General features: G+C 65.1%; 24 protein-coding genes, 1 tRNA gene and 1 pseudogene. 13 read left to right on the forward strand and 13 right to left on the reverse strand.

The window, feature by feature from the left end; genetic code table 11:
* Positions 1-210 precede the first annotated feature (210 nt).
* Entirely contained in the window at positions 211-2,343 is a 2,133-nt protein-coding gene (gene flhA / locus ACVMDN_RS27405) for a flagellar biosynthesis protein FlhA (RefSeq protein ID WP_050383751.1), read from the forward strand.
* A 385-nt stretch (positions 2,344-2,728) separates the two neighbouring features.
* A complete protein-coding gene (locus tag ACVMDN_RS27410) occupies positions 2,729-2,929 on the forward strand; it encodes a hypothetical protein (protein WP_016848568.1) in 201 nt (66 codons plus the stop codon).
* A 280-nt stretch (positions 2,930-3,209) separates the two neighbouring features.
* On the opposite strand, the gene ACVMDN_RS27415 is transcribed toward ACVMDN_RS27410, so the two are convergent.
* The 4 genes from ACVMDN_RS27415 to fliI all read right to left on the reverse strand — a co-directional run bounded on the left by ACVMDN_RS27415 (position 3,210) and on the right by fliI (position 6,792).
* Positions 3,210-4,178 (reverse strand): anti-sigma factor, encoded by a 969-nt coding sequence (locus tag ACVMDN_RS27415; RefSeq protein WP_076824378.1) that lies wholly within the window; start codon positions 4,176-4,178, stop codon positions 3,210-3,212.
* Positions 4,179-4,181: 3 nt separating this feature from the next.
* Positions 4,182-4,727, reverse strand: a complete 546-nt coding sequence (locus ACVMDN_RS27420; RefSeq protein WP_028335734.1) for a sigma-70 family RNA polymerase sigma factor — start codon at positions 4,725-4,727, stop codon at positions 4,182-4,184.
* A 211-nt stretch (positions 4,728-4,938) separates the two neighbouring features.
* Complete coding sequence (gene fliJ, locus ACVMDN_RS27425) at positions 4,939-5,358, reverse strand: flagellar export protein FliJ (protein ID WP_016848565.1); 420 nt, start codon at positions 5,356-5,358, stop codon at positions 4,939-4,941.
* Between the two features lie 108 nt (positions 5,359-5,466).
* Complete coding sequence (gene fliI, locus ACVMDN_RS27430) at positions 5,467-6,792, reverse strand: flagellar protein export ATPase FliI (protein WP_028335735.1); 1,326 nt, start codon at positions 6,790-6,792, stop codon at positions 5,467-5,469.
* Positions 6,793-7,159: 367 nt separating this feature from the next.
* Between fliI and ctrA the strand changes: the two genes are divergently transcribed.
* From ctrA to ACVMDN_RS27455, 5 genes are all read left to right on the forward strand, one after another.
* A complete protein-coding gene (gene ctrA / locus ACVMDN_RS27435; protein WP_016848562.1) occupies positions 7,160-7,861 on the forward strand; it encodes a response regulator transcription factor CtrA in 702 nt (233 codons plus the stop codon).
* Positions 7,862-8,027: 166 nt separating this feature from the next.
* On the forward strand, positions 8,028-8,432 hold the full coding sequence (locus ACVMDN_RS27440; protein ID WP_057015189.1) for a DUF350 domain-containing protein: 405 nt from the start codon (positions 8,028-8,030) through the stop codon (positions 8,430-8,432).
* A gap of 16 nt (positions 8,433-8,448) precedes the next feature.
* Complete coding sequence (locus ACVMDN_RS27445) at positions 8,449-8,883, forward strand: hypothetical protein (RefSeq protein WP_076824380.1); 435 nt, start codon at positions 8,449-8,451, stop codon at positions 8,881-8,883.
* Positions 8,884-8,956: 73 nt separating this feature from the next.
* Positions 8,957-9,211, forward strand: coding sequence for a hypothetical protein (locus ACVMDN_RS27450; RefSeq protein WP_141342805.1), 255 nt, complete (start codon positions 8,957-8,959; stop codon positions 9,209-9,211).
* A 33-nt stretch (positions 9,212-9,244) separates the two neighbouring features.
* Positions 9,245-10,402 carry a glutathionylspermidine synthase family protein gene (locus ACVMDN_RS27455; RefSeq protein WP_076824384.1) on the forward strand — a complete coding sequence of 386 codons (1,158 nt, stop codon included), beginning with the start codon at positions 9,245-9,247 and terminating at the stop codon, positions 10,400-10,402.
* Between the two features lie 159 nt (positions 10,403-10,561).
* Here ACVMDN_RS27455 and ACVMDN_RS27460 read toward each other — a convergent pair whose 3' ends face one another.
* From ACVMDN_RS27460 to chpT, 6 genes are all read right to left on the reverse strand, one after another.
* Entirely contained in the window at positions 10,562-11,434 is an 873-nt protein-coding gene (locus ACVMDN_RS27460) for a CheR family methyltransferase (RefSeq protein ID WP_076824386.1), read from the reverse strand.
* Positions 11,431-12,597: a protein-glutamate methylesterase/protein-glutamine glutaminase gene (locus tag ACVMDN_RS27465; protein WP_057015193.1), complete on the reverse strand. Its 1,167-nt coding sequence runs from the start codon at positions 12,595-12,597 to the stop codon at positions 11,431-11,433. Before ACVMDN_RS27465 ends, ACVMDN_RS27460 begins: the two co-directional genes overlap by 4 nt.
* 130 nt (positions 12,598-12,727) lie before the next feature.
* Positions 12,728-13,093 carry a response regulator gene (locus tag ACVMDN_RS27470; RefSeq protein ID WP_018273268.1) on the reverse strand — a complete coding sequence of 122 codons (366 nt, stop codon included), beginning with the start codon at positions 13,091-13,093 and terminating at the stop codon, positions 12,728-12,730.
* A gap of 63 nt (positions 13,094-13,156) precedes the next feature.
* A complete protein-coding gene (locus ACVMDN_RS27475; protein WP_076824388.1) occupies positions 13,157-13,627 on the reverse strand; it encodes a chemotaxis protein CheW in 471 nt (156 codons plus the stop codon).
* 22 nt (positions 13,628-13,649) lie between these two features.
* On the reverse strand, positions 13,650-16,364 hold the full coding sequence (locus ACVMDN_RS27480) for a hybrid sensor histidine kinase/response regulator (RefSeq protein ID WP_253589452.1): 2,715 nt from the start codon (positions 16,362-16,364) through the stop codon (positions 13,650-13,652).
* Positions 16,365-16,566: 202 nt separating this feature from the next.
* Entirely contained in the window at positions 16,567-17,214 is a 648-nt protein-coding gene (chpT, locus tag ACVMDN_RS27485) for a histidine phosphotransferase ChpT (protein WP_057019328.1), read from the reverse strand.
* A gap of 256 nt (positions 17,215-17,470) precedes the next feature.
* Here chpT and cysQ point away from each other — a divergent pair, with 256 nt between their 5' ends.
* Entirely contained in the window at positions 17,471-18,298 is an 828-nt protein-coding gene (cysQ, locus tag ACVMDN_RS27490; RefSeq protein ID WP_076830787.1) for a 3'(2'),5'-bisphosphate nucleotidase CysQ, read from the forward strand.
* Here the strand turns inward: cysQ and ACVMDN_RS27495 are convergent, their stop codons facing one another.
* On the reverse strand, positions 18,299-18,763 hold the full coding sequence (locus ACVMDN_RS27495) for a YHS domain-containing (seleno)protein (protein ID WP_076830784.1): 465 nt from the start codon (positions 18,761-18,763) through the stop codon (positions 18,299-18,301). It abuts the gene before it with no gap.
* 153 nt (positions 18,764-18,916) lie between these two features.
* Between ACVMDN_RS27495 and ACVMDN_RS27500 the strand changes: the two genes are divergently transcribed.
* The 3 genes and pseudogenes from ACVMDN_RS27500 to ACVMDN_RS27510 all read left to right on the forward strand — a co-directional run bounded on the left by ACVMDN_RS27500 (position 18,917) and on the right by ACVMDN_RS27510 (position 21,236).
* Positions 18,917-19,522, forward strand: coding sequence for a DUF1134 domain-containing protein (locus tag ACVMDN_RS27500; protein ID WP_076830782.1), 606 nt, complete (start codon positions 18,917-18,919; stop codon positions 19,520-19,522).
* Between the two features lie 237 nt (positions 19,523-19,759).
* A pseudogene (locus tag ACVMDN_RS27505) lies at positions 19,760-21,048 on the forward strand (hypothetical protein).
* Between the two features lie 113 nt (positions 21,049-21,161).
* Positions 21,162-21,236, forward strand: a tRNA-Val gene (locus ACVMDN_RS27510).
* A 215-nt stretch (positions 21,237-21,451) separates the two neighbouring features.
* On the opposite strand, the gene ACVMDN_RS27515 is transcribed toward ACVMDN_RS27510, so the two are convergent.
* On the reverse strand, positions 21,452-21,757 hold the full coding sequence (locus ACVMDN_RS27515) for a hypothetical protein (RefSeq protein ID WP_057019307.1): 306 nt from the start codon (positions 21,755-21,757) through the stop codon (positions 21,452-21,454).
* A gap of 177 nt (positions 21,758-21,934) precedes the next feature.
* Between ACVMDN_RS27515 and ACVMDN_RS27520 the strand changes: the two genes are divergently transcribed.
* Complete coding sequence (locus tag ACVMDN_RS27520) at positions 21,935-22,306, forward strand: DUF4118 domain-containing protein (protein ID WP_057019306.1); 372 nt, start codon at positions 21,935-21,937, stop codon at positions 22,304-22,306.
* Positions 22,307-22,376: 70 nt separating this feature from the next.
* On the opposite strand, the gene ACVMDN_RS27525 is transcribed toward ACVMDN_RS27520, so the two are convergent.
* The gene (locus tag ACVMDN_RS27525; RefSeq protein ID WP_168858519.1) at positions 22,377-22,517 is read right to left on the reverse strand and encodes a hypothetical protein; all 141 of its coding nucleotides are present in this window, start codon (positions 22,515-22,517) and stop codon (positions 22,377-22,379) included.
* Positions 22,518-22,688: 171 nt separating this feature from the next.
* Here ACVMDN_RS27525 and ACVMDN_RS27530 point away from each other — a divergent pair, with 171 nt between their 5' ends.
* On the forward strand, positions 22,689-22,925 hold the full coding sequence (locus ACVMDN_RS27530) for a hypothetical protein (RefSeq protein ID WP_244558911.1): 237 nt from the start codon (positions 22,689-22,691) through the stop codon (positions 22,923-22,925).
* Positions 22,926-23,209 lie beyond the last annotated feature (284 nt).

The following is a 23,209-nucleotide window of genomic DNA, read 5'->3' on the forward strand; positions in this document are numbered from 1 at the left end:
GTGCGGTCGCGCGAAAGCCCTTATTAACCCTTTGCTAACCATACACCCGGCAAGAATTGCCGAGTGAAGTCGAGTGTCGTCGAACGCGTCTAACGGGTGGAGATCCCCGTGAACGCCAGCGCGGTGCCTCACTTTCGGAACGGCGGCCCTGCGGCCGTCGCGCAGACGCTTGGCGGCCGCAGCCGCCAGTCGCGGGGGAGAGCGGCTACCATGGTCGACGTCACGGCGGGTCAGGGCACGGCAGGCAAGAGCGGATTGCCGAGCCTCGGCGAGATCGGCGACATCCTGAAGCGCGGCGATATCGCGCTGGCGATCGGCGTCCTCACCATCCTGGTGGTGCTGATCCTGCCGCTGCCCTCGATCGTGCTCGACCTTTTCCTGGCGGTCTCGATCACGGTCTCGATCCTGATCCTGATGACCTCGCTGTTCATCCAGGCGCCGCTGGAATTCTCGTCGTTTCCGACCATCCTGCTGATCTCGACCATGCTGCGGCTGTCGCTGAACATGGCCTCGACCCGGCTGATCCTGAGCCACGGCCATGAGGGCACGGCGGCCGCCGGCCACGTCATCGAGGCGTTCGGCAACTTCGTGATGGGCGGCAACTTCGTGATCGGCATCATCGTGTTCGCGATCCTGGTGATCGTGAACTTCGTGGTCATCACCAAAGGTTCGGGCCGCATCGCCGAAGTCGCCGCACGCTTCCAGCTGGACTCGATGCCCGGCAAGCAGATGGCGATCGACGCCGACCTCTCCGCCGGCCTGATCGACGAGAAGGCCGCCAAGGAGCGCCGCAAGGCGCTGGAAGACGAGAGCGGTTTCTTCGGCGCCATGGACGGTGCCTCGAAATTCGTCCGCGGCGATGCCATCGCCGGTCTTTTGATCGTCGGCATCAACATCGTCGGCGGCATCATCATCGGCGTCGCCCAGCAGGGCCTCTCCTTCAGCGAAGCCGCCCGCACCTACACCGTGCTGACGGTCGGCGACGGCCTCGTCACCCAGGTGCCCGCGCTGATCGTGTCGACCGCCGCCGGCCTCCTGGTCTCCAAGGCCGGCATCACCGGCGCCGCCGACAAGGCGCTGATGCGCCAGCTCTCCGGCTATCCGCAGGCGCTCGGCATGTCGGCCGGCGTGATGCTGGTGCTGGCGCTGCTGCCGGGCATTCCGACGCTGCCGTTCCTGGCGCTGGGCTCCGGCGCCGCGGTGCTAGCCTGGAACGCACGCAAGCAGAAGCGGGCTGCGAAGGCGGCCGAAACGGCAGCAGCCGCCGCCCCTGCTGCAGCCGCGGCCGCCGCCGCTGCGGCCGCGGAGGAGCCGATCGCCGCCGCGCTCAAGATCGACGACCTCAAGATCGAGCTCGGCTACGCGCTGCTGCCGCTGGTCAACGGCCCCGACGGCACCGACCGCCTGACCGAGCAGATCAAGGCGCTGCGCCGCTCACTGGCCATCGAGATGGGTTTCGTGATGCCGGCGGTGCGCATCCTCGACAACGTCCAGCTCGAAGCCAACAGCTACGTCATCAAGATCAAGGAAGTCGACGCCGGCACCGGCAAGATCTGGCCGAGCCAGTTCATGGTCATGGACCCGGCCGGCAACCAGGTGCAACTGCCCGGCATCCACACCATCGAGCCGACCTTCGGCCTGCCGGCGACCTGGGTCGACGCCGGCCTGAAGGAAGAGGCCGCGCTGAAGGGCTACACCGTGGTCGACGCCGCCACGGTGCTGTCGACGCATCTGACCGAGCTGCTCAAGACCAACATGGCGGACCTGTTGTCCTACGGCGAGGTGCAGAAGCTCTTGAAGGACCTGCCGAAGGAGCAAGGCGAGCTGATCAAGGACATCGTGCCGGGCCAGGTCACGGTGTCGGGCATCCAGCGCGTGCTGCAATTGCTGCTCGCCGAGCGCATCTCGATCCGCGATCTCTCGACCATCCTCGAAGGCATCGCCGATGCGCTGGCGTTCTCGCGCAATCCGGCCACCATGGTCGAGCACGTCCGTGCCCGGCTGGCCCGCCAGATCTGCGCGCAAAACACCTCGCCGAACGGCTATTTGCCGCTGATCGCGCTGTCGGCGCGCTGGGAGCAGGCGTTTGCGGAGTCGATCGTAGGCACCGGCGACGACCGCAGCCTGGCGATGCAGCCCTCGAAACTGTCGGAGTTCATGACCGCCGTGCGCAACGCCTTCGAGCAGGCGGCGCGCGAGGGCGAGGCGCCGGTCCTGGTGACGTCGGCCGCGATCCGGCCGTTCGTTCGCTCACTGGTGGAACGGTTCCGCTCGCAGACCACCGTCCTGTCGCAAGCCGAGATCCATCCCAGGGCCCGGCTGAAGACGGTCGGCAGCGTCTAGAGCCTGTTGTTCCGGAGCGTTTTCTGCACGCGGGACGGGCGTCCAGCTCGCGCGAAAACGCGCTAGCGGCCGCAAATCACTTGGGTTTTCGTCTGTGCTTTCTCGCCACAGGCAACTGATTTATGCAGACAGGTCCGGAACGGCCCTATCTGGGATGCAGCATCCCAGCACAATCCCAAGACACTGATATTAAATAGCTTTAATGCGCTTTGGATTACCAAAGGGTCATTTTTGATCGCGCCCGATCACGTCTCATCACGGCCTTGTGATGGCCTCTAGGGAACGGAATCGGCAAATCCTACGTTAGCGGGGCACGAGACGTTGAACCGGACAACAGACCGAACCGACAGATTTACTGAGAGCAGGAAGGCGGCAGGAGACTTCCATGAACCACTCGATCTACAGCGCCGATCGTATGACGCACCTGAAGATTGTGGTCGTGGCGTTGTTCGCCGGTATCCTGGTCGCGGGTTTCGGCATCGCGGCACATAATTCGTCGGATGAGGGATACACGCAGACGGCGCGGGTCATGAAGGCCGGCAAGCCCGTCGCGATCACCAGCTCCAGCAACTCGCTGGTCCGCTAACAGGAGAGTTTCACGAATTCACGTAGTGTTCTTTACAGCCCCCCAAAGTCGCTGCGTGGATATTTAAGACCCCCAACTACCCCCAAGTTGACTATCGAAAACGCCCGCTCCCCACGGGCGTTTTCTTTTTTGCGGGTGGTCGACGCGACATCTTATCCACGTCATTGCGAGCGCAGCGAAGCAATCCACTGTCACCGCTCGTGCGGAAGGATGGATTGCTTCGCTGCGCTCGCAATGACGGACGGCCACCATCGGCAACCTCTGACGATGGGCGGCCGGCCTATCGCGGCGGCGAAGCCGACGCGCCCGGCACGGTCTCGATCAGCTTGCCGGTGAAGATCGGCGCCGAGGTCGGCTGGCCGTTCGGCGAACCGCCGGCCTGTTCCACCGTCACCGCGTAGGTGGCGCCGTTGATCACGTCGGGATCGTAGCCCGACAGCACCGGGCGCGCGGTGAAATCATCGGCGCCGATCACGCCGAGCGAGCGCGGCTGCGGCAGCTTGTCGGAGATCAGCCAGAGCTCAAAGCTCTTGCCGGGCTCCGACGGGGCGCCGACCTTGCGGACGGTGAAGTTCTTGGTGGCGCCGTCGATGGTCATGATGAAGGCCGGCCCGCCATTCGGCCCCTGCAGCAGCGCGACATATTGCGCCGACGGCGTCAACGCCGGCGCCGGCGTCTTCACTTCGACGGTCTGGATGCGCGGCTTCGGCCGGATCGCATTCGGCAAGGCGTCGGGCTTGTAGATCTGCAGGCCGAGCGTCACCAGCAGCGCGGCCGCGATCGCGGTCGCGGCCGACGCGATGCCGCGCCAGCGTTTCACGCGGCCCGTCAGCGCGGTCACGTTGCGTTCGTCGAAGATGACCCGCGGCGGTCGGGCCTCGGGCAGCCTCCGGGGCTCGGGCGACTGCGCAGGCTCCGGATCGAACGCCGAGCCGAATTCGGGATCGTCTGTGACTGGCGAAGGCGGCGGCGTCATCGTCGTGGCCGGCGTCTCGGGCAGCACCAGCGGCGCCTGCGGCGCGCTCGTGGGGCCGATCGCCGCCTTGATGTTGTCCCAGACCACCGGACGCGGCTCGACCAGGCCGACCATCTGATTCAGCGGCCCGAGCCTGAACTGCCAGGCCTGCACCAGCGCTGCGAACTCGCTGTCGACGGCCATCATGGTCTCGACCTGCGCGCGCTCCTCGGCATCGAGCGTACCGAGCGCATATTCCGCGGCGAGCGCGATATGGTCTTCGCTATAGGCCATCAATCAGAGTCCAAGACACTCCCGGATATCCATCAGGCTGCGGCGCAGCCAGGTCTTCACCGTGTTCACCGGCGTCTCGAACTTTGCGGCGAGTTGCTCGCGGCTCCAGCCGTTGTAATAGGCGAGCAGCACGAGCTTCTGACGATCCGGCTCCAGACGACCGACGCACTCCAGCAATCGCTTCAACTCTTCCGTCATCTCCCGTCGCGCCAGCGGATCGGGCTGGTCGGCTGCGACCTCCATCGCCGCCGGCTCTTCCTCCAGCGAGGCCTCGCCGCGCTTGCGCACCACGTCGATGGCGCGGTTGCGCGCGATCGACGTCATCCACGTGATCGGGGACGACAGGGCTGGGTTGAACTGCCCGGCGCTGTTCCAGATCTTGACGTAAGCCTCCTGAATGACCTCCTCGGCGAGGTCCTGTCGCCGCAAGATACGGAGCACGACGCCGAAGAGTTTCGCGCGGGTCGCGGCGTACAGCCGCTCGAAGGCGGCCTCATCCCCCTTGGCGACGGCGGCGATCAGCCAGACCAGCTCAGCCGGCGTCAGCATCTTGCGCCCTCCAAGCCCCGATCCCCCATCGCGTCATTGCCACCGTGCTGCCGATCATCCGTCCTGACCGGTGGTAGCATATTTTGGGACACCACGATCCGCCAAGGGGCTAACAAGTGGCCGGCAAGTCGGCGGCTTGTGGACAGCGCCCAGCAAAAAGCCCGGGCGATCGGCCCGGGCTCTCAATCTGGTCAGCGGAGGGAGCGAGGGTTCAGGCGATGACGCCGAGACGGGCCCGCATCAGGCCGATCGAATCCATGTCGGCTTGTTCGCGAGCGCTCTCCTCCGCGCGTTCGCGCGCCTGGTCGCGCTCGTCGAGCAGCTCGACCTTCTTCAATTCCTCGAATGCCTCCGACAGCAGCGCCTTGGCGTCGTCCAGCTGGGCGCGCAGTTCGTCGGCCGAACGGGTCAGGTTCTCGCGGCGCTGGATCGCGGCCTTGGCATAGGTCGGATAGGCGAAGTGCGTGGGGTCGTTGATCCCGGCGCGCTCCTGCTCGGTCTGGATCTCGCGCTCGAGCTCGACCGACATGCGCTGGAAGTCGGCGATCATGCCTTCGATCTGGGTAACCCGACGGCGCTTCTCGTCAACCTGAAATTTCTTCAGACGGATCAGCGTTTCACGTGACTTCATCGACTCATACTCCCCAGAAGTCCCAAATCTGAACGCGGGACAGAGCCGGCTCCCCGCTGGGCCCCGCCGGCATAGCTATGGTGTGCCGGCGATGATGGCCTGACAAAGTTAGCGTTCCGTTTCCAAACCCGACAGGATTTGAGCCAGTTGCCGGTAGCCGTCGGGAAGGCTGGTGGACTCGTCCTTGGCCTGGCGCAGGTAGGCCTCGAGTGGCTCATGCAGCCGGATCGCCTCGTCGACCTCCGCGCTGGAACCCGGCCGGTAGGCCCCGAGCCGGATCAATTCCTCCATGTCGGCATAGGTCGCCATCACCTGCCGCGCCTTGTTGATGTAAGGCAGGAAGTTGGGGTCGGCCGACCGCGGCATGGTGCGCGACACCGACTTGAGGATATTGACCGCGGGATAGCGGCCGCGCTCGGCGATCGCCCGCTGCATCACGATATGGCCGTCGAGGATGCCGCGCACCGCGTCCGCGATCGGCTCATTGTGATCGTCGCCGTCGACCAGCACCGTGAAAATCGCGGTGATGGTGCCGTCGCCGGTGCCCGGCCCTGCCCGCTCGAGCAGCTTCGGCAATTCGGTGAACACGGTCGGCGTGTAGCCCTTGGCGGTCGGCGGCTCGCCCGCCGAGAGGCCGATCTCGCGCTGCGCCATCGCAAAGCGCGTCACCGAATCCATCAGGCACAGCACATCCTGGTCCTCGTCGCGGAAATATTCCGCGATGGCGAGCGTCAGATACGCCGCCTGGCGCCGCATCAGCGCCGGCTCGTCCGAGGTCGCGACCACCACGACCGAGCGCGCCAGCCCCTCCTCGCCGAGATCCTCCTGGAGGAATTCCTGCACCTCGCGGCCGCGTTCGCCGATCAGCCCGATCACCGAGATCGCGGCATCGACGTTGCGCGCCAGCATCGACAGCAGCACCGACTTGCCGACGCCGGAGCCGGCGAAGATGCCGAGCCGCTGGCCGCGGCAGCAGGTCAGGAACGTATTGAGACCGCGCACGCCGAGATCGAGCGGCGGGCCGACCCGCTTGCGCGAATGCGCCGGCGGCGGCGAGTTGCGGTAGGACATCGGCGAGGCGCCCTGCACCAGCGGGCCCTTGCCGTCGATCGGCTCGCCCATCGCGTTGACGACGCGGCCGAGCCAGGCCGGCGACGGCCGCACCTGGCTCGCCGCATTGGCGATCACCGCGCGGCAACCGCGCCTCACGCCATCGAGCCCGCCGAACGGCATCACCACCGCGTTCTCGCCGGAGAAGCCGATCACCTCGGCGGGGATGAAGCGGCCCGCGCCGACGTCGATCACGATGCGGGCGCCGACCGACATCGCGTGAATGGGGCCCGCGATCTCGACCATCAGCCCGCGGACGCCGACCACGCGGCCATAAATATTGACGCCGTCGATGTCGCCGATCTGCTCCGCGAGCGCCTTCATTGCGAAAACCTTAAGTTTCCGCTTTTTTGCTCCGGCCGCTTAACTTCGTGTTTACCCGCATCATTAATCATTGCGTCACTGTCTTTGGTGACTGAGGTCGCTTGCCCATCAGAAGAAGGGCGAGTCGCGAGAGTCGGTTAGGCCCGTCTCTTAATGTGGAAACTGAACGGACGCGGTTAGGAAAAGCTTCTTCTACGCAATATCTTAGGGCGATTCGACAAAAATTGCACGGTTAGAGCTTGCGCGGAGGAATCAGTTTTTGTTAACCATATCTCGTCAGGATCCGAATCAGTTGTTCAAAGGCGTTTTGTGAGTGCCGCAAGTGCGGCCGACCTGACGCCCGGAGCGGCGACTATAGGGGACTGGCATGCGCGTTTTGCTGATTGAAGATGACAGCGCCGTCGCGCAGTCGATCGAATTGATGCTCAAGTCCGAGAGTTTCAACGTCTACACGACGGACCTCGGCGAAGAGGGCGTCGATCTCGGCAAGCTTTACGACTACGACATCATCCTTCTCGACCTCAACCTGCCCGACATGTCCGGCTACGACGTGCTCAAGCAGCTGCGGGTGTCGAAGATCAAAACTCCCATTCTGATCCTCTCCGGCCTCGCCGGCATCGAGGATAAGGTCAAGGGTCTCGGCGTCGGCGCCGACGACTACATGACCAAGCCCTTCCACAAGGACGAGCTGGTCGCCCGCATCCACGCGATCGTGCGCCGCTCCAAGGGTCACGCCCAGTCGGTCATCCAGACCGGCGATCTCGTGGTCAATCTCGACACCAAGACGGTCGAGGTCGGCGGCCAGCGCGTGCACCTGACCGGCAAGGAATACCAGATGCTGGAGCTGCTCTCGCTCCGCAAGGGCACCACCCTCACCAAGGAAATGTTCCTCAACCATCTCTACGGCGGCATGGACGAGCCGGAGCTGAAGATCATCGACGTCTTCATCTGCAAGCTCCGCAAGAAGCTCGCCAATGCCTCCGAAGGCCGCAACTTCATCGAGACCGTGTGGGGCCGCGGCTACGTGCTGCGCGAGCCGCACGAGGCCGACGAGCGCATTCCCGCCTGACCTTCCGGGCCCGCAGAGAACCGCAAGGTTCGCTCCTTTCGACCTGAACCCCGCCGCAAATGGCGGGGTTTTTGTTTGGATTGAACCGGCTCTCGGCATGCGCCGACCAAGGGAACGTGCAATCCTGCCTCGCGCGAATCCCGACGAACTCCCGGACCGCCCCGACATGATCCTGCAATCCCTCGCCGGCCTGCCGGCGTTCCTGGTCTATTTCTGCACGGCGCTGATCGCCGTGGTCGCCTACCTCTTCGTCTACACACGCGTCACACCGCATGACGAATTCCAGCTGATCCGCGACAACGATCCGGCGGCGGCGATTGCGCTGGGCTTAAGCCTGCTCGGCTTCGTGCTGCCGGTGGTCAGCGCGATCGCCCACTCCGCCAATGTGGTGGACTGCCTGATCTGGAGCATCATCGCGCTGATCGTGCAGATCATCGTCTATTACATCGTGAAGATCCCGGTGCCGAACCTGTCGGGGCGGATCGCCTCCGGCGAAATGGCGCCGGCGATCTGGCTCGGGCTGTCCTCGCTGGCCGCAGGCGCGCTGAACGCGGCCTGCATGATCTACTGAGCCGTTGAACCAAACCATGGCGCGCAAACCGAACCCGGACTTCGGCAAACGGCGACCGGTCGTGCCGGCGGTGCCGACGCCGCCGCGGCCGGATGCGCCATCCAAGCGCACCAACCACGTCGCGCTGCTCTTGATGGGAACGCTCGCGGTCGGCGGCAGCGCCTACGCGCTGATGCCGCGGCCGAATTGCCAGCCGGTGCCGCCGACACCGCCGGGCGTCACCGCACCGGGCGTCGTCACACCGGTCCCGCCACAACCAGGCGTCGACTGCACAACGCGCAGCTCATCGTCCGGATCGGGCGGCAGCAGCGGCTCGTCGCGCAGCAGCTTCTACAGCGGCAGCCCGTCGTCGAGCGGCACCTCCTCTTCCTCGAGCTCGTCGTCTAGCTCGTCGGTGAGCCGCGGCGGCTTCGGTTCGTTCGCGCATGCTTTCGGCTTCAGCGGCAGCTGATGCATGTTGCCGTGTCATCGCCGTGTCATCGCGCTTTCGCTTGCCCGGCGAACGCAGCTGATGGAAACTCGCCATGGCTCCGCAGACGGCAAGGCAGGGATTGGCGTTCATGAAACGCTCGCGCCGGGTATGGCTGAAATTGATGGGAAGTATCGCGATCGGCGCGGCGTCGATCGGCCTGACGCCAAGCCATGCCCGCAGCCACCACCATGCAGGACACGGAACGAAGGGAAAATCGGCGGAACGGTTGCCCTCCGGCGGCTTCGGCGGCGCGCCGCGCACCATCGCCCGCTACGGCGACGACGATCCGTCGCATGGCGGAAGCTGACACCAGGCTGACGAGCGAACGCGGTTTCCCCTCATGCAACGCATCGCATTTCCCGAACGCGACGATTGGCGGACGACTGCCGAGAACGCCGGCTTCACCTTCCACACCATCGACGGCGAACGGTACTGGGACGAGCGCGCCTATTACGCCTTCACGCTGGACGAGATCGAGCGCGCGATCGAGGCGCCGACCGGCGAGATCGACGCGATGTGTCTCGAGCTCGCCGGACGCGCGGTCAGGGATGAACGCTATCTGCGCCGGCTGAAGATACCGGAGGCGTACTGGGATCTGATCGCGGCAAGCTGGCGCCGCAGGAATCCGAGCCTGTACGGCCGGCTCGATCTCACCTTCGACGGCCGCGGCCCGGCCAGGCTGCTCGAATACAATGCCGATACGCCGACCTCGATCTTCGAGGCCGCGGTGTTTCAATGGACCTGGCTCGAACAGGCGATCCAACGCAACATCATCCCGAAGCGCGCCGACCAGTTCAACTCGATCCACGACCGGCTGATCGAGGCCTGGAAGAGGATCGGCGCGACCCACCCGCTGCATCTCACCGGACTGACCGGAAATCCCGAGGACGCCGGCACGCTCGCCTATCTCGAGGACACCGCGGCGCAGGCCGGGCTGAAGACCACGCTGCTCGACATCGAGGAGATCGGACTGCGCGACGACGGTCAGTTCGTCGACCTCGACGAACGCCCGATCGCGCTCGCGTTCAAGCTCTATCCGTGGGAGTGGATGTTCCACGACGCGTTCGGCAAGAACCTCGCGACCGCGCCGACGCAGTGGATCGAGCCGCCATGGAAGGCGATCCTCTCCAACAAGGGCATCCTGCCGCTGCTCTGGGAGATGTTCCCGAACCACCCCAATCTGCTGCCGGCCTATTTCGAGGACGACCCGCAGGCCGCCCAGCTCGGCACGTCGTTCGTGCGCAAGCCGATCTATTCACGCGAGGGCGCCAATGTCGAGCTGGTCAGCGCCGGCGTCACGCTGGTCGCCGAGCAAGGCCCCTACGGCGCCGAAGGTTTCATCCGCCAGGCGCTGGCGCCGCTGCCGAATTTTTCCGGGCAGTATCCGGTGCTCGGCAGCTGGCTGGTGGACGGCACGCCCTGCGGACTCTCGATTCGGGAAGACGAGAATCCGATCACCGGCAACACCTCGCGCTTCCTGCCGCACGCGATTTTGTAGTTCATGAACGTTGAAAGAACGCGGCTCTGTCGCCGTCATCCTGAGGTGCGAGCGCTTGCGAGCCTCGAAGGATGCACGGCCCCGCTGGTGGCCGTCGACCCTTCGAGACGCCGCTTCGCGGCTCCTCAGGGTGACGGGGTTAAAGCGAGATGTCTCGTCTCACCGCGCAGCGGACGCAACCGCCTTCAGCACATGCAGCGCGGCGCCGGCGCGCGCGACTGGCGCAGTGTTTGGCTGATAGAGCCCGCGCCGGTCGGGATATGGCCTGAACAGGTTGGTGATGCCGACCACGGATTCCGCCGCGCCAAGCGCCAGCACGCCGTCGGGCTCGAGCATCCGGGACACCTTGCCGAAGATACCGGCCTTGGTCTGCTGATCGAAATAGATCAGCACATTGCGGCAGAAGATCACGTCGAAGGTGCCGAGATGCGACAGGTCCTGCAACAGATTGAGCTGGCGGTGCTGCACCATGCCGCGGATATCGGCGTTGAGCTGCCAGAGCTCGCCCTTCTGCACGAAATACTTGACCAGCAGCTGGATCGGCAGGCCGCGCTGCACCTCGAACTGGCTGAACAAGCCGGCCTTCGCCTTTTCGAGCACCGCCTGCGACAGGTCGGTGGCGATGATCTCGATCCGCCAGCCGGCAAACAGCGCAGTCATCTCCTTCAGCAGCATCGCGATCGAATACGGCTCCTGCCCGGTCGACGACGCCGCGCACCAGATGCGCAAGCTGCGGCGCGCCGCGCGCGTCTGCGCGAGCGCGGGCAGCACCGCTTCCTTCAGATGGTCGAACGGGATCTTGTCGCGAAAGAAGAAGGTCTCGTTGGTGGTCATCGCTTCGACCACCTCGGATGTCAGCAGCTCCGCGCCACCCTTCATCCGCTGCACCAGCTCGGGAATCCCGGCGAGGTTCGACCGGCGCGCCAAGGGCAACAGGCGGCTCTCGACGAGATATTGCTTGTCGGCGGAGAGATCGAGGCCGGAACGGTCTTTCAGCAGCTTACGCAGATACTCGTAGTCCAGCGGCGTCACGAACGGTCTCCCGCAAATACCCGAACAAGCTTCGGTGCGATCTGATTGAGCGGCAGCACCGCGGCGCAGATGCCGGCATTGACCGCAGCACCGGGCATGCCCCACACCACGCTGGTCGCTTCGTCCTGGGCGATCACGCTGCCGCCGGCGGCGACGATGTCCTTGCCGCCGCGCATGCCGTCGGAGCCCATGCCGGTCAGGATCACCGACATGATGCTGCCCTGCCAGACATCGATCGCGGAGGTGAACATCGGATCCACCGCGGGCTTGCAGAAATTGACCGGCGGCCCGTCGTCGAGCGCGATCGTGGCATCGACGCCGTGGCGGGCGACGCGCATGTGGCGCCCGCCGGGCGCCAGATAGATCTGGCCCGGCTTGATGCTCTCGCCGTCGATCCCCTCATGCGCCGGCCGCTTGCTGGTGCGCGCCAGATGCTCGGCGAGAATGGTCGTGAAGGTCGGCGGCATGTGCTGGGTGATCAGCACCGGGAAGCGATCGATCACCGGGCCGATCTCGGCGACCAGCGTCATCAGCGCCTGCGGGCCGCCGGTCGACGAGCCGATCAGCAGCACCTTGGGCGGCAGCAGGCCGAACGAACGGCGCGTGGCCTGGGCCGGCGCTGTGTGCGCAGCAGCGGGCGCCAGCGGACGCGGCCTGTCATGACCGGGCGCAAGCGGCGGGCTTGCCATCGAGTGCAGCGGGTTGCGCCGCGCCTTGGCGCCGAGATGACGGATCTTCTGGATCAGGTCGTGGCGGAAGGTTTCCGCGGCGGTGGCCTCGCGCGTGCTTTCCGGTTTCGGAATGTAGTCGGACGCACCGAGCGAGAGAGCCTTCAGGCTGATCTCCGCGTTGCGGCGGGTCAGCGTGGAGGCCATGATGACGACGAGATCGCGCTTCTTCGCCAGCAGCTGCGGCAGCGCCGAGATGCCGTCGAGGTCGGGCATCTCGATATCGAGCACCGCGACATCGGGGTTGATGCGTTCGAGCTGGTTGACGGCGTCGAGGCCGGTGCGCAGCGAGGCGACGACTTCCATGTCGGGCTCGGCGCCGATCCAGCGCGAGATCATCCCGCGGATCACCACGGAATCGTCGACCACCATCACCCGCACCTTGTCGGAACGGGTCGATGTCGGGACCGCAGTACTTGTCAACGCAACACTCATGACTTCACCAGCGACGCAACACGACGCACAACAACCGTTGAGCCGAAGGCTTCTGCCGCCGGATCGAACGAAGAATCTAAGTCAGCATGATCTTCTCGGAAAACCGGTTCCCATTTTTCCGGATCATGCTCTAAATGAGTCCGACTTCCTGGAACTTCGCGGTGACGATGTCCCGGTCGAACGGCTTCATGATGTATTCGTTGGCACCGGCATGCAGCGCGCGTGCGATATGCGCGACGTCATTCTCGGTGGTGCAGAACACGACCTTGGGCTGATCGCCGCCGGGCATGCGGCGGAGATTGCCGAGAAACTCGTAGCCGTCCATGACCGGCATGTTCCAGTCGAGCAGCACCGCTTCCGGCATCGCGCGCTTGCAGGCCTCGAGCGCCTTGGCGCCGTCCTCGGCCTCGACGATCTGGAAATCGAGCCCTTCCAGAATGCGGCGGGCGACCTTGCGAATGACGCTTGAGTCATCGACAACAAGACAGGTTCTCATCTGCGACCTCTACTTCCTCATCCCCGGTGGGATGTTTCAGTTCTTCAGTTCGGGCGGCCCTGTTCACGCCGCTTTGGCGTCGGGCACCAGTTCGAGCACGCGATCGATATCGAGGACGACCATGAGCTGGCCGTCGAGGCGGTGGACGCCGCCGGCGAGCTTGGCCATGCGGGGATCGAGGTTGACCGGATTGTCCTCGCGGCTGTTTTCGGAGAGCCGCAGCACTTCGCCGATCTGGTCGATCAGCAGGCCATAGGATTCGCCGCGCTGGTCGACGCCGACCGCCATCGGAGGCTTACCGTCGTCGGCCTTCGGCAGCCCGAGCCGGGCGCGCATGTCGACCACGGTGACGATACGTCCGCGCAGATTGAGCACGCCGGCGATCTCGCTGGAGGCCAGCGGCACCCGCGTCAGCCGCTCCGGCATGAACACGTCCTGCACCCGCGAGATCGGCAGGCCGAACAGCTGCCCGCCGATCACGGCGGTGACGTATTCGGCCATCGCGCCTTCGCTGGTCTCGGTCTTGCTGGTCATCGATCCCTGTCCTTATCCCGTGTCAGGCCGCGCGGCGCAGTTCGGCGGTCTGCTCTTTCAGCGCCGCGATCAGCCCGGGACGATCAAACTTGGCGACATAGTCGTGGAAGCCGGCCTGCCGGCCGCGCTCGATCGCCGCCGGCGACACCATCGCCGACAGCGCGATGATCGGCAGCCCGATCAGATTGTGGTCGCTTCGGATGTTCTCGGCGAACTCAAAGCCGTTCATCTCGGGCATCTCGATGTCGGTCAGCACGACGTCGAAGCTCTGTCCCGAACGCAGCGCGGCGAGCCCTTCCTGCGCGCCGCCCGCGGTCCTGACCTTGTAGCCGGCGGCCTTCAAGACCGGCGCCAGCATGTTGCGGAAGAAGGCTGAGTCATCGACCAGCAGCACCGACTGCGCCGAGGCCGACGGCCGCATCTCCTTGCGCGAGAACCAGTCGGCGAACGCCATCGGCAGGAAGTGGCCGACGTCGATCACCTCGGTGGCCTGGCCCTTGATCACGGCCGAACCCAAAATGCCGTCCTGCGAACCCGCAACCTCGATGTTGAGCCGCTCCTCGACGATGTCGATGATCTCGTCGACCACGAGCCCCATCGAGCGTCCGTCGTCGGCGAACACCAGGATCGGCTGCGAGCCCTGCGACTGCACCTCGACCCCGGCCATCTGCACCAGCGGCATCAGCTGCTCGCGGTACTGCACCATGTAGCGGCCGTTCGAGAGCTCGATCTTGTCGGTTGCGATCTCCTCCAGCCGGGTGACGAGGCCGAGCGGCACCGCCTTGGGCTGCGAGGAGCCGGCGCGGAACACCAACAGCGAGGTCAGCTGCTCGCCGCTTGCCGCGTGGGCGTTCGCATTGTCGTCGGCGAGGTCATGGGCCGAGGAGCCGGACGCGCCGAGGGCTTTTGCAATCCCGTTGGGGTCGATGATCATGATGACGGCGCCATCGCCCAAAATGGTGTTGCCGGAGAACATGTCGATGTGCCGCAGTTTTGTGGACATCGGCTTGACCACGATCTCCTCGGTGTGGAACACGCCGTCGACCACGATGCCGAAGGTCTGGCTGCCGACCTGCGTGACCACGATGAAGCCGTTCTCGGCATCGGTGGTCGTCGCGCCGTCGTCGATCTTCAAGAGCTTCTTGAGGTGGATCAGCGGCAGCAGCTTGTTGCGCAGGCGCAGCACTGCGGTGTCCTTGATGCGCTCGATGCGGTGCTCGGAGTTGGCGCGGGCCCGCACCAGCTCGACCACGGACAATTGAGGAATCGCAAAGCGGTCGCCGCCGGCTTCCACGATCAAAGCGGAGACGATCGCCAAGGTCAGCGGGATCTTGATGGTGACCGAGGCGCCCTCGCCGGCCACGCTCTTGATGTCGATGGTGCCGCCGATCTGGTCGATATTGGTGCGCACCACGTCCATGCCGACGCCGCGGCCGGACACCGAGGTGACTTGGGCCGCGGTCGAGAAGCCCGGCGCGAAGATGAACTTGTGGATCTGGGCCTCGGTCATCTTCTCGAGCTCGGCCTCGGTGACGAGACCGTTCTGGAGCGCCTTGGCCTTGATCCGCTCGGTGTTGAGCCCGCGGCCATTGTCGGCGATGCAGATGATGATGTGGCCGCCCTCGTGATAGGCGGAGAGGCGAATGGTGCCCTGCTCCGGCTTGCCGGCGGCGACCCGCTCGGCGGTGGTCTCGAGCCCGTGATCGGCGGAGTTGCGCACCATATGCGTCAGCGGATCCTTGATCAGGTCGAGCACCTGGCGGTCGAGCTCGGTGTCGGCACCGTGCATCTCGAGCTCGATCTGCTTGCCGAGCTCGCCGGAGAGATCGCGGACGATGCGCGGCAGCTTCTGCCAGGCATTGCCGATCGGCTGCATGCGCGTCTTCATGACGCCTTCCTGCAGCTCGGCGGTGACGTTGGAGAGCCGCTGCAAGGGCACCTTGAACTCGGTGTCCTCGTTGCGGCGGGAGATCTCCAGCAGCTGGTTGCGGGTCAGCACCAGCTCGGAGACCATGGTCATGAGGTGTTCGAGGGTGTCGACATTGACCCGGATCGACTGGTTGGCGATCTTGTCGCCTTCCTGGACGTCCTCAGCGGCCGCCTTGCGGGCCGGCTTCTTCACAGCCTCGGCCGGCTCGGTGGCGGGAGCCGCAGCGGCAGGCTTCGCGGCCGGCGCCGGTGCGGCGACTTCGGTCTCGGTCTCGCGGAAGGCGCGCTCGAGCTCGTCGAGCGAGACCTCGCCCGGACGCAGCGGACGCTCCAGCGTCTGCACCACCAGCGTGCCTTCGGTCATGTTAGCCTGCACGGACGGAGCTTCGACGACAGGCACGTCCTCTTCAGCGGCAACCGCCATCGCCGCCATGCCGTGCTCGACCATCGCCTCCAGCTGATCGATCAGATCGCGGTCATTGCCTTCGGGCTCGGCCTCGGTCGCCTCGAGCCCTGCAAGGATCTCCTTGATGCGGTCGATCGAGGACAGGATCAGCGTCACGGCTTCCGCCTTCACCGGCATGCCGTCGCGGAATTTGCCCATCAAGGTCTCGCCGGCATGCGCCAGCGCCTCGAGCCGCGGCAGCCCGAGGAAGCCGCAGGTGCCCTTGATGGTGTGCACCAGCCGGAAGATGTTATCCAGGATCTTCGCGTTGTTCGGATCCTGCTCGAACTGCACCAGCTGGTTGTCGACCGTATCCAGGCTCTCGCTGCTCTCCGTCAGGAACTCGCGCAACAGATCGTCCATGAAACCAACCTTCGAAAAACGCCGAAAACGCAGCGGCGCGCAACATCGACGCGCCTGACGGAACTCAGGTCAGCTTCTCCGCAAAGCGTTTAAGTTTGGTTGAGCAAATGGAAAGGAACGGGATCAACAAAGAGATAAGGCCGCGCGATCGAATCGCGCGGCCGGTCGTAACCTTTGATTAATGATATCGGCGCGGCCGCGGTCAGGACGCGGCAATGATAACCTTGTCGCCGTCGAGCGCGAGCGTCACCTTCAGCCCGCAGGCTTCCGCCAGCAGGCGGGTGTAGTGCGGTTGCACCGCATGCGCATCGACCGTGTTCGGCGAGGTCGCATTCAGGAGATCGACGATGTTCTGCGGCACGCGCGCATTGAAGCCCGCAGCCGTGATGCGGAAGCTCATCGCCTCGCCTTCGCCGACCGGATCGATCGTGAGCGTGCCGCCACGCGGGATCGTCTGCTGCGCGATGACCAGCATGTTCAAGAGCAGCTTGACCCGGTTCTTGGGCAGGAGCAGCCGCGGCAAATTCCAGGTCAGCGTCACCTTGCCGTCCTCGATATGCCCCTTCGCCATGTTCTGGGCATCGCCGAGATCGATCTGCGCGCCGGAGGAACCGGCCGCGCCGAACGCCAGCCGGCAGAACTGCAACCGCGCCGAAGCGGTCTTGGCGCTCTTGCGAATCAGATCGAGCGCGAAGTCGCGGTCTTCGGGCTTGGGATTGTCGTCAAGGACCTCAAGCCCATTGACGATCGCGCCGACCGGACTGATGAGATCGTGACAGACCCGCGAGCACAAGAGCGCCGCGAGTTCGAGCGCATCGGGAGCGGGACCGGGAGACGAAGTGCCAGACATCTATTGTTTCCTGGAAAGCCGCACGCCGACCGAGGAGTGCGAATCACGCATGCCTGTCGGCTTGATACACCGCGCAGACGGATGCTGCCAGCTTGCGGCGGGACTGATAAAGCATGATCCGAAAAAGTGGAAACCGGTTTTCCGAAAAGATCATGCTCAAACAAGGAGATGAGATCATGATGCGATGCTCCGTCATCGCATCATGATCTCAGGGAACACAAACAGGATATGCGACCCGCTGACATGAGACCCGCACATGAATAAGGCAAAGCCGTCCCTGATCGGCTGCGAGGCCGCCGCGACGCTGCTCGAATCACTGACCGAACTGGTGATCCGCGCCGGCGACGCGATTCTTGCGGTCAATCGTTCGACGATGAATGTTGCCGGCAAGGACGATGGGTCGCCGGTCACCGAGGCCGATCTCGCCGCCGACCACATCATCGTCGAAGGGCTGACGCGGCTCGCGCCGCAGGTGTCGCTGCTGTCCGAGGAGCGCGTCCATCTGGCGACGCCGCCCTATAAAGACAGTTTCTTCCTGATCGATCCGCTCGACGGCACCAAGGAGTTCGTTGCCGGCCGCAATGAATTCACCGTCAATGTGGCGCTGGTCACGCAAGGCGTGCCGCTGCTCGGCATCGTCGGCGCACCGGCGCTCGGGCTGATCTGGCGCGGCATCGTCGGCAAGGGCGCGGAGCGGTTGACGCTGCAGGGCGGCGCGGTTTCGCAGGCGGTGCCGATCAAGACCCGTCCCTGCCCGCCGCGCGGCGCGCCATGGACGGTGGCAGTGAGCCGCTCGCATGGCGATGCGCGCACCGAAGCCTTCATCGACGCGCGCGGCAACGCGGTCCGCGCCGTGCTGGGCTCGGCGGTCAAATTCGGCCGTGTCGCCGAGGGCGAAGTCGATATCTATCCCCGCCTGTCGCCGACATCGGAGTGGGATGTTGCGGCAGGTCACGCGGTCGTCGTAGCGGCCGGCGGCAAGGTCACCGATTCGAAGGGAAGCCCATTGCATTTCGGGCTCGGCCGCGAAGACTTCCTGGTGCCGGAATTCATCGCCTGGGGCGACCCGGCCGCGGCGCCGTGATCACTGCGCGAGATTGTCTTCCAGCTCCGGCCAACGCGCCGCGGCTTCCTTCAAAAAGCGCGCGGGATCGGCGGCGAACGCGTCACGGCTGCGTTCCCGGTTGAACAGGTAAAGCCTGTTCCCGACGACGGCCCAGAATCGCGGATTGCCCGCGCAGGTGACGCCCCGCACCAGATCGGTCGGATCGTAACCGCCGAATTGCGGGCCATAGATTTCGGGATGCGCCACGAACGAAGCGCGGTTGCCCTCGTTGCGGAAACGCCAGACCACGCCGTTCTCCGCGGCCTCGAATTCCGGCCGCCCCTGGGTGGCGGCGGCGTCGGTGAAATAGGCGACGGGATCGAATCCCTCGATCGCCAATCCGGAGTAGCGGTTCGTCACCACGCGCTCGGTTGTGGTGGCCTGAACAGGCAAGGAGGGCCAGATGGCCGCCAAAATGCCCGCCAACAGGCCGAAAAACGCCATCCCCCGGCACGATCCATATCTTTCCTGCCGTTGTGCCGTCATAGTTGATACCGATAACATCCGAGTCGAGGGGACACCGGGCGCAACCTAGAGCCGTGCCTGTTGGCATCAGGTTAAAGGGCAGCGCCCGGATTTCGATAGCAGGGGTTCTTAATGACTTTCGCATCACGCCTTGCCGCGGTCGCGTTTGCCGCGCTGATGTGCTGGAGCGCAGGGGCGTCCGCGCAGCAGGGCCCGCCACTGCAATATCCGCCGCCACAGCGTGAGCCGACCCCGTATACTTACGGGCCCGACGAATTGGTCAATGCCGGACACAAGTTCTTCGGCAATGTCTCGCGCGGACTCGCCTCGGTCATCGAGCGCGCCGTCAGCCAGTGGGGCCTGCCCAATGGTTATGTGCTCGGCGAGGAAGGCTCTGGCGCCTTCGTGGCCGGGCTGCGCTATGGCGAAGGCACGCTCTACACCAAGAACGCTGGCGACCTCAGGGTCTACTGGCAGGGTCCCTCGGTCGGCTTCGACTGGGGCGGCGACGGCGCGAGGACCATGACGCTGGTCTACAACCTGCCTTCGACCCAGGCGATCTATCAGCGCTTCGTCGGCATCGACGGCTCGGCCTATATCGTCGGCGGCTTCGGCATGACGGCGCTGACCGCCAACAACATCGTGCTGGTCCCGATTCGCTCGGGCATCGGCTTGCGGCTCGGCGCCAGCGTCGGCTATCTCAAATTCACCCCGCGCGCGACCTGGAACCCGTTCTAGGGCGTTTCCAGCCGAGCGGACGCCGGTTCGCATCAAGAAGACGCGTCAGGACAGAATCTGGAGCCTCGATCCGATTCAATCGGAACGAAGCGCGAGGTCGCAGCCCTGATCGGGCGATGAGGCCGGCGCTCCGGCACGGTTAGCAATTCAGGTTAACGCGGCAATCGGGCTGGCCTTTGGCCGGTCCGCCGTGGCATTGTGATTAACAAATTCCTTCTTTTCTTGGAGTGACCCTTCATGATCGAGCCGATCATGTACGCGGCGATCGGTTTCCTGATCTCGATGCTGTGCGATGCGGCCTGATGATCGTTCCGCTGGTGCACAACCGGGCGGTGCGGCTGACCACGCGCCGCATGGAGGCGGCCACCCCGCTGTCGATGGCCGAGATCCAGGCCGACAAGGACCAGCTCCGCGCCGAATTCGCGATGTCGGCCCGCCGGCTCGAGATGAGCGTCGACCAGCTCAAGAGCAAGACCACGAGCCAACTCGCCGAGCTCGGCAAGAAGACCGATGCGATCAACCGCATGAAGATCGAGCTCGGCGAGAAGAACGCCGCGATCTTCGCGCTGGAAGCGCGCGAAAAGGCGATGAAGGATCAGCTTCGCGCCACCGAGGAAGAGTTCTCGGCCAAGACCGAGCTGTTGCGCAACGCCGAGCAGGCGCTGACCGACAAGCAGGGCGAGCTCGGCAAGATCAACGCCGAGCTCAACGACCGCGCGATGACCGCCGACAGCCGCCAGATCGAACTGGTCGCGGTGCGGACCCAGGTCGAGGAGCTGAAGAACCGGGTCGGCGATGCCGCCAGGGAATTCGCGGCAACCGAAGCCCGCCTCGCCCAGGAGCGCAGCCAGTCGGAAACCGCGACGCGCGACCTCACCGACGCGCGCGGCCGGGTCGAAAATCTGAGCCAGCGCGTCACCGATCTCGACCGCCAGCTCGTCGCCCAGGTCAAGGAAGCCGAGATGCTCGGCAACCGGGTCAACGACCTTGAGACGCGGCTTGCGACCCAGGGCAAGCTGCTTGCCGAGCGCGAATTCGAGAACGGCCAGTTGAAGCAGGCCAACGCCGCCGCCGAGCGGACCGTGCAGGAGCTGCGCGAGGAGATCGCAGCAGTGGGCGGCGGCAAATCCTCTGCGCTCGACAAGCTGCGGCAGGAGAAGGCTCAAGTCGAGGAGGAGCTGCGCACCGTCAGCGACGAGCGCGGCAAGCTGCAGCGCGACATCAACGCGATCCAGCAGCAGGCCGAGAGCTCCTGGGCGACCGAGCGGATGGAGAATGCGCTGCTGCGCGAGCGCATCAACGACATTGCCGCCGAGGTGGCCAAGCTCGCGATCCAACTCGAGGGCCCGAATTCGGCGATCGAGGCCATGCTGGCGGCGGAGCCGACGGTGCCGGCCAAGGCGGCTGCCAAGCCCGCCAACGGCGTCTCGCCGGGCAGCGGGTTACCCGAGGGCGGCGGCACGCTCGCCGAGCGCATCCGGGCGCTGCAGTCACACGCCTCCCGCGCCCGCCAGCAAGGCGCCTGATTCCCGCAGGGTTTGGCTTGACACCCCTACCCGGCACTTCGTAAATCGCACGCTCTGACGAAGCGCCTTAATCGACCGGCCGCCGACCAGCGGCCTTTGGCACGTCACATCCCGGACGCATAGCTCAGCGGGAGAGCGTTCCCTTCACACGGGAGAGGTCCAAGGTTCGATCCCTTGTGCGTCCACCATCCTGCCTCCTGAACTCTGCCAGGTGCGAACGATTGTCGACATTCTGCTGTCCTCCGGGACCGCCTCACAAAAATGTCGAAAACAACCCCATGCAAAGTAGCCGAGGCGAGCCGGATCAACGGGTTACGCCATTTCCGAATTTTGATTAACTCGTCGCGCAAAACACCGGCAGGCCAGCGGCGCCGATCTCGGCGATGCGGCCCGGCATTCCGGCTCACTGCCGGCGGCGCTGCGGTGCGGATGACGGCTTGGCGTTGCGCCGGCTGAGCTCGCCGAGCAGGTCGCGAACGGCGCCGTCGAGTTCGTCGGGTGGCGGGATGGCGTGATCGGCGTGCTGCGTGCCGGCCCGCCGATACCAGCCGGAGGCGGAGCTGTCGTCATTCGCGGCGCGAACCTGCGGCGCACGAACGTGAGCGCGCGAGGCGGATCCCCGCCGCCGGCGCGAGATCAGCTCGCGTGCGCCGTACCCCGAGATGAAACCGATCCCGGCGACGAGAGCGACAATCAGAAGCTCAAGCATCGTGTTGCCCCCAATCACCGTGCCGCAATGCAATATGCGCGACAATGCGGCGGCGGCTTGACCGGGCCGGTTCCTTTTCACTGTATCGAGCACAACCCTGCCCCTCGGAATCGTACGGGGTTTTGTTTGCAGGCCTCCTCGGCTACCTTCCCGGAACTCGCGGGGGCCGGAGTCTGGATGCGCAAGGGCAACGACTACATTTTGAAGCTGCGGCCTTGGTCGTTGTCGACATTCGTCGTCGCCCTGCTTGCGGTGGTGCTGGCCACCGCGACCCAGGAGATGTTCTCGAGCTTCGGCATGCAGTTCTATTTCGCGGGCTTCGTGCCGGCGATCCTGATCGCCGGCCTGATGGGCGGCGCGCCCGCCGGCGCGTTTGCGACCATCATCACGGTACCGATCGTCTGGTGGGCGTTCATGCCGCCCTATTTCGAGTTCGGCTGGCCGACGGCCGGCGACTATGACAGCCTGGCGATGTTCCTGCTGTCGAGCGCGCTCTTGGTCTGTTTCTCGCAGCTCTATCGGGAAGCGCTGGCAATTCTGCGGAAGTAGCGGACGACCCAGGCCGTGGCCCGGCCGCCGGCGATAGCGCACCGGTTGCCTTGTCGTGGATCGTTCGCTCTCAGATCCCGAACATCCAGATCGCGACGATGGTGGCCAGCGTTGCCACGCCGCTGATGGTCCAGCCCGCCGCGTAGAAGGTGTCCTCGGGGGCGGTGTCGAGCACCGTATTGGTGGTTTCCGTCATTGACCGCCAGCGCATGGCGTCTCTCCTCGGAACTCCTGCCCGGCCAGATAACGCGGCGCCCGGTTCCCGGTTCCGCGGCGGCCATGCCGATCACGCAGAGCTCACGGATTGCTGATCGGTGCCGCGGAACCCTGCGACATTCTGTCCCGTTGAGGCTCGCCGGAAACCAACTTGGGAGAACATCCGATGCGAACACTGATCCTCGCCGCCACCGCCCTTGCCTTCGTCTCGTCCACCGCGCTCGCGCAGGACAAGGCGGGCGGCAGCCCGGCCCCCGCCGCGCAGAGCGGCGACACCGCGACCAAGGGCGAGGCGGCCAAGGCGCCGAAGAAAGCGAAGAAGATCGCCAAGAAATCGAGCGCCAAGACCGGTGCCGCCGCCACCGGCGCTGCCCCGACCGGCAGCGATGCCACCAAGCAATAAACAGAAACAATCGCGCTCGGTGATCCAACTGGCGACCACGGACTTGCCGAGCACGGACTTGTCGAGCACGGAAAAGGCCGCCCGAAGGCGGCCTTTTTACTGTCTCGGTGCGGATGTTGCCTCGGCCCGTCGCGTCGCAATCGAGTGCGCCGACCACCTCGGGCAGTGGAAAGTTGGGGCAGTGGAAGTTGGATCAGTGCAGGCTGGACCAGCGAGCGTTGGACCAGCGAATTCAGGTGCGGGAGGGGGAGCGAAAGAGTTGCGGAGCTGATAATCCGCACCGC

This window comes from Bradyrhizobium sp. USDA 4510, assembly GCF_054059095.1.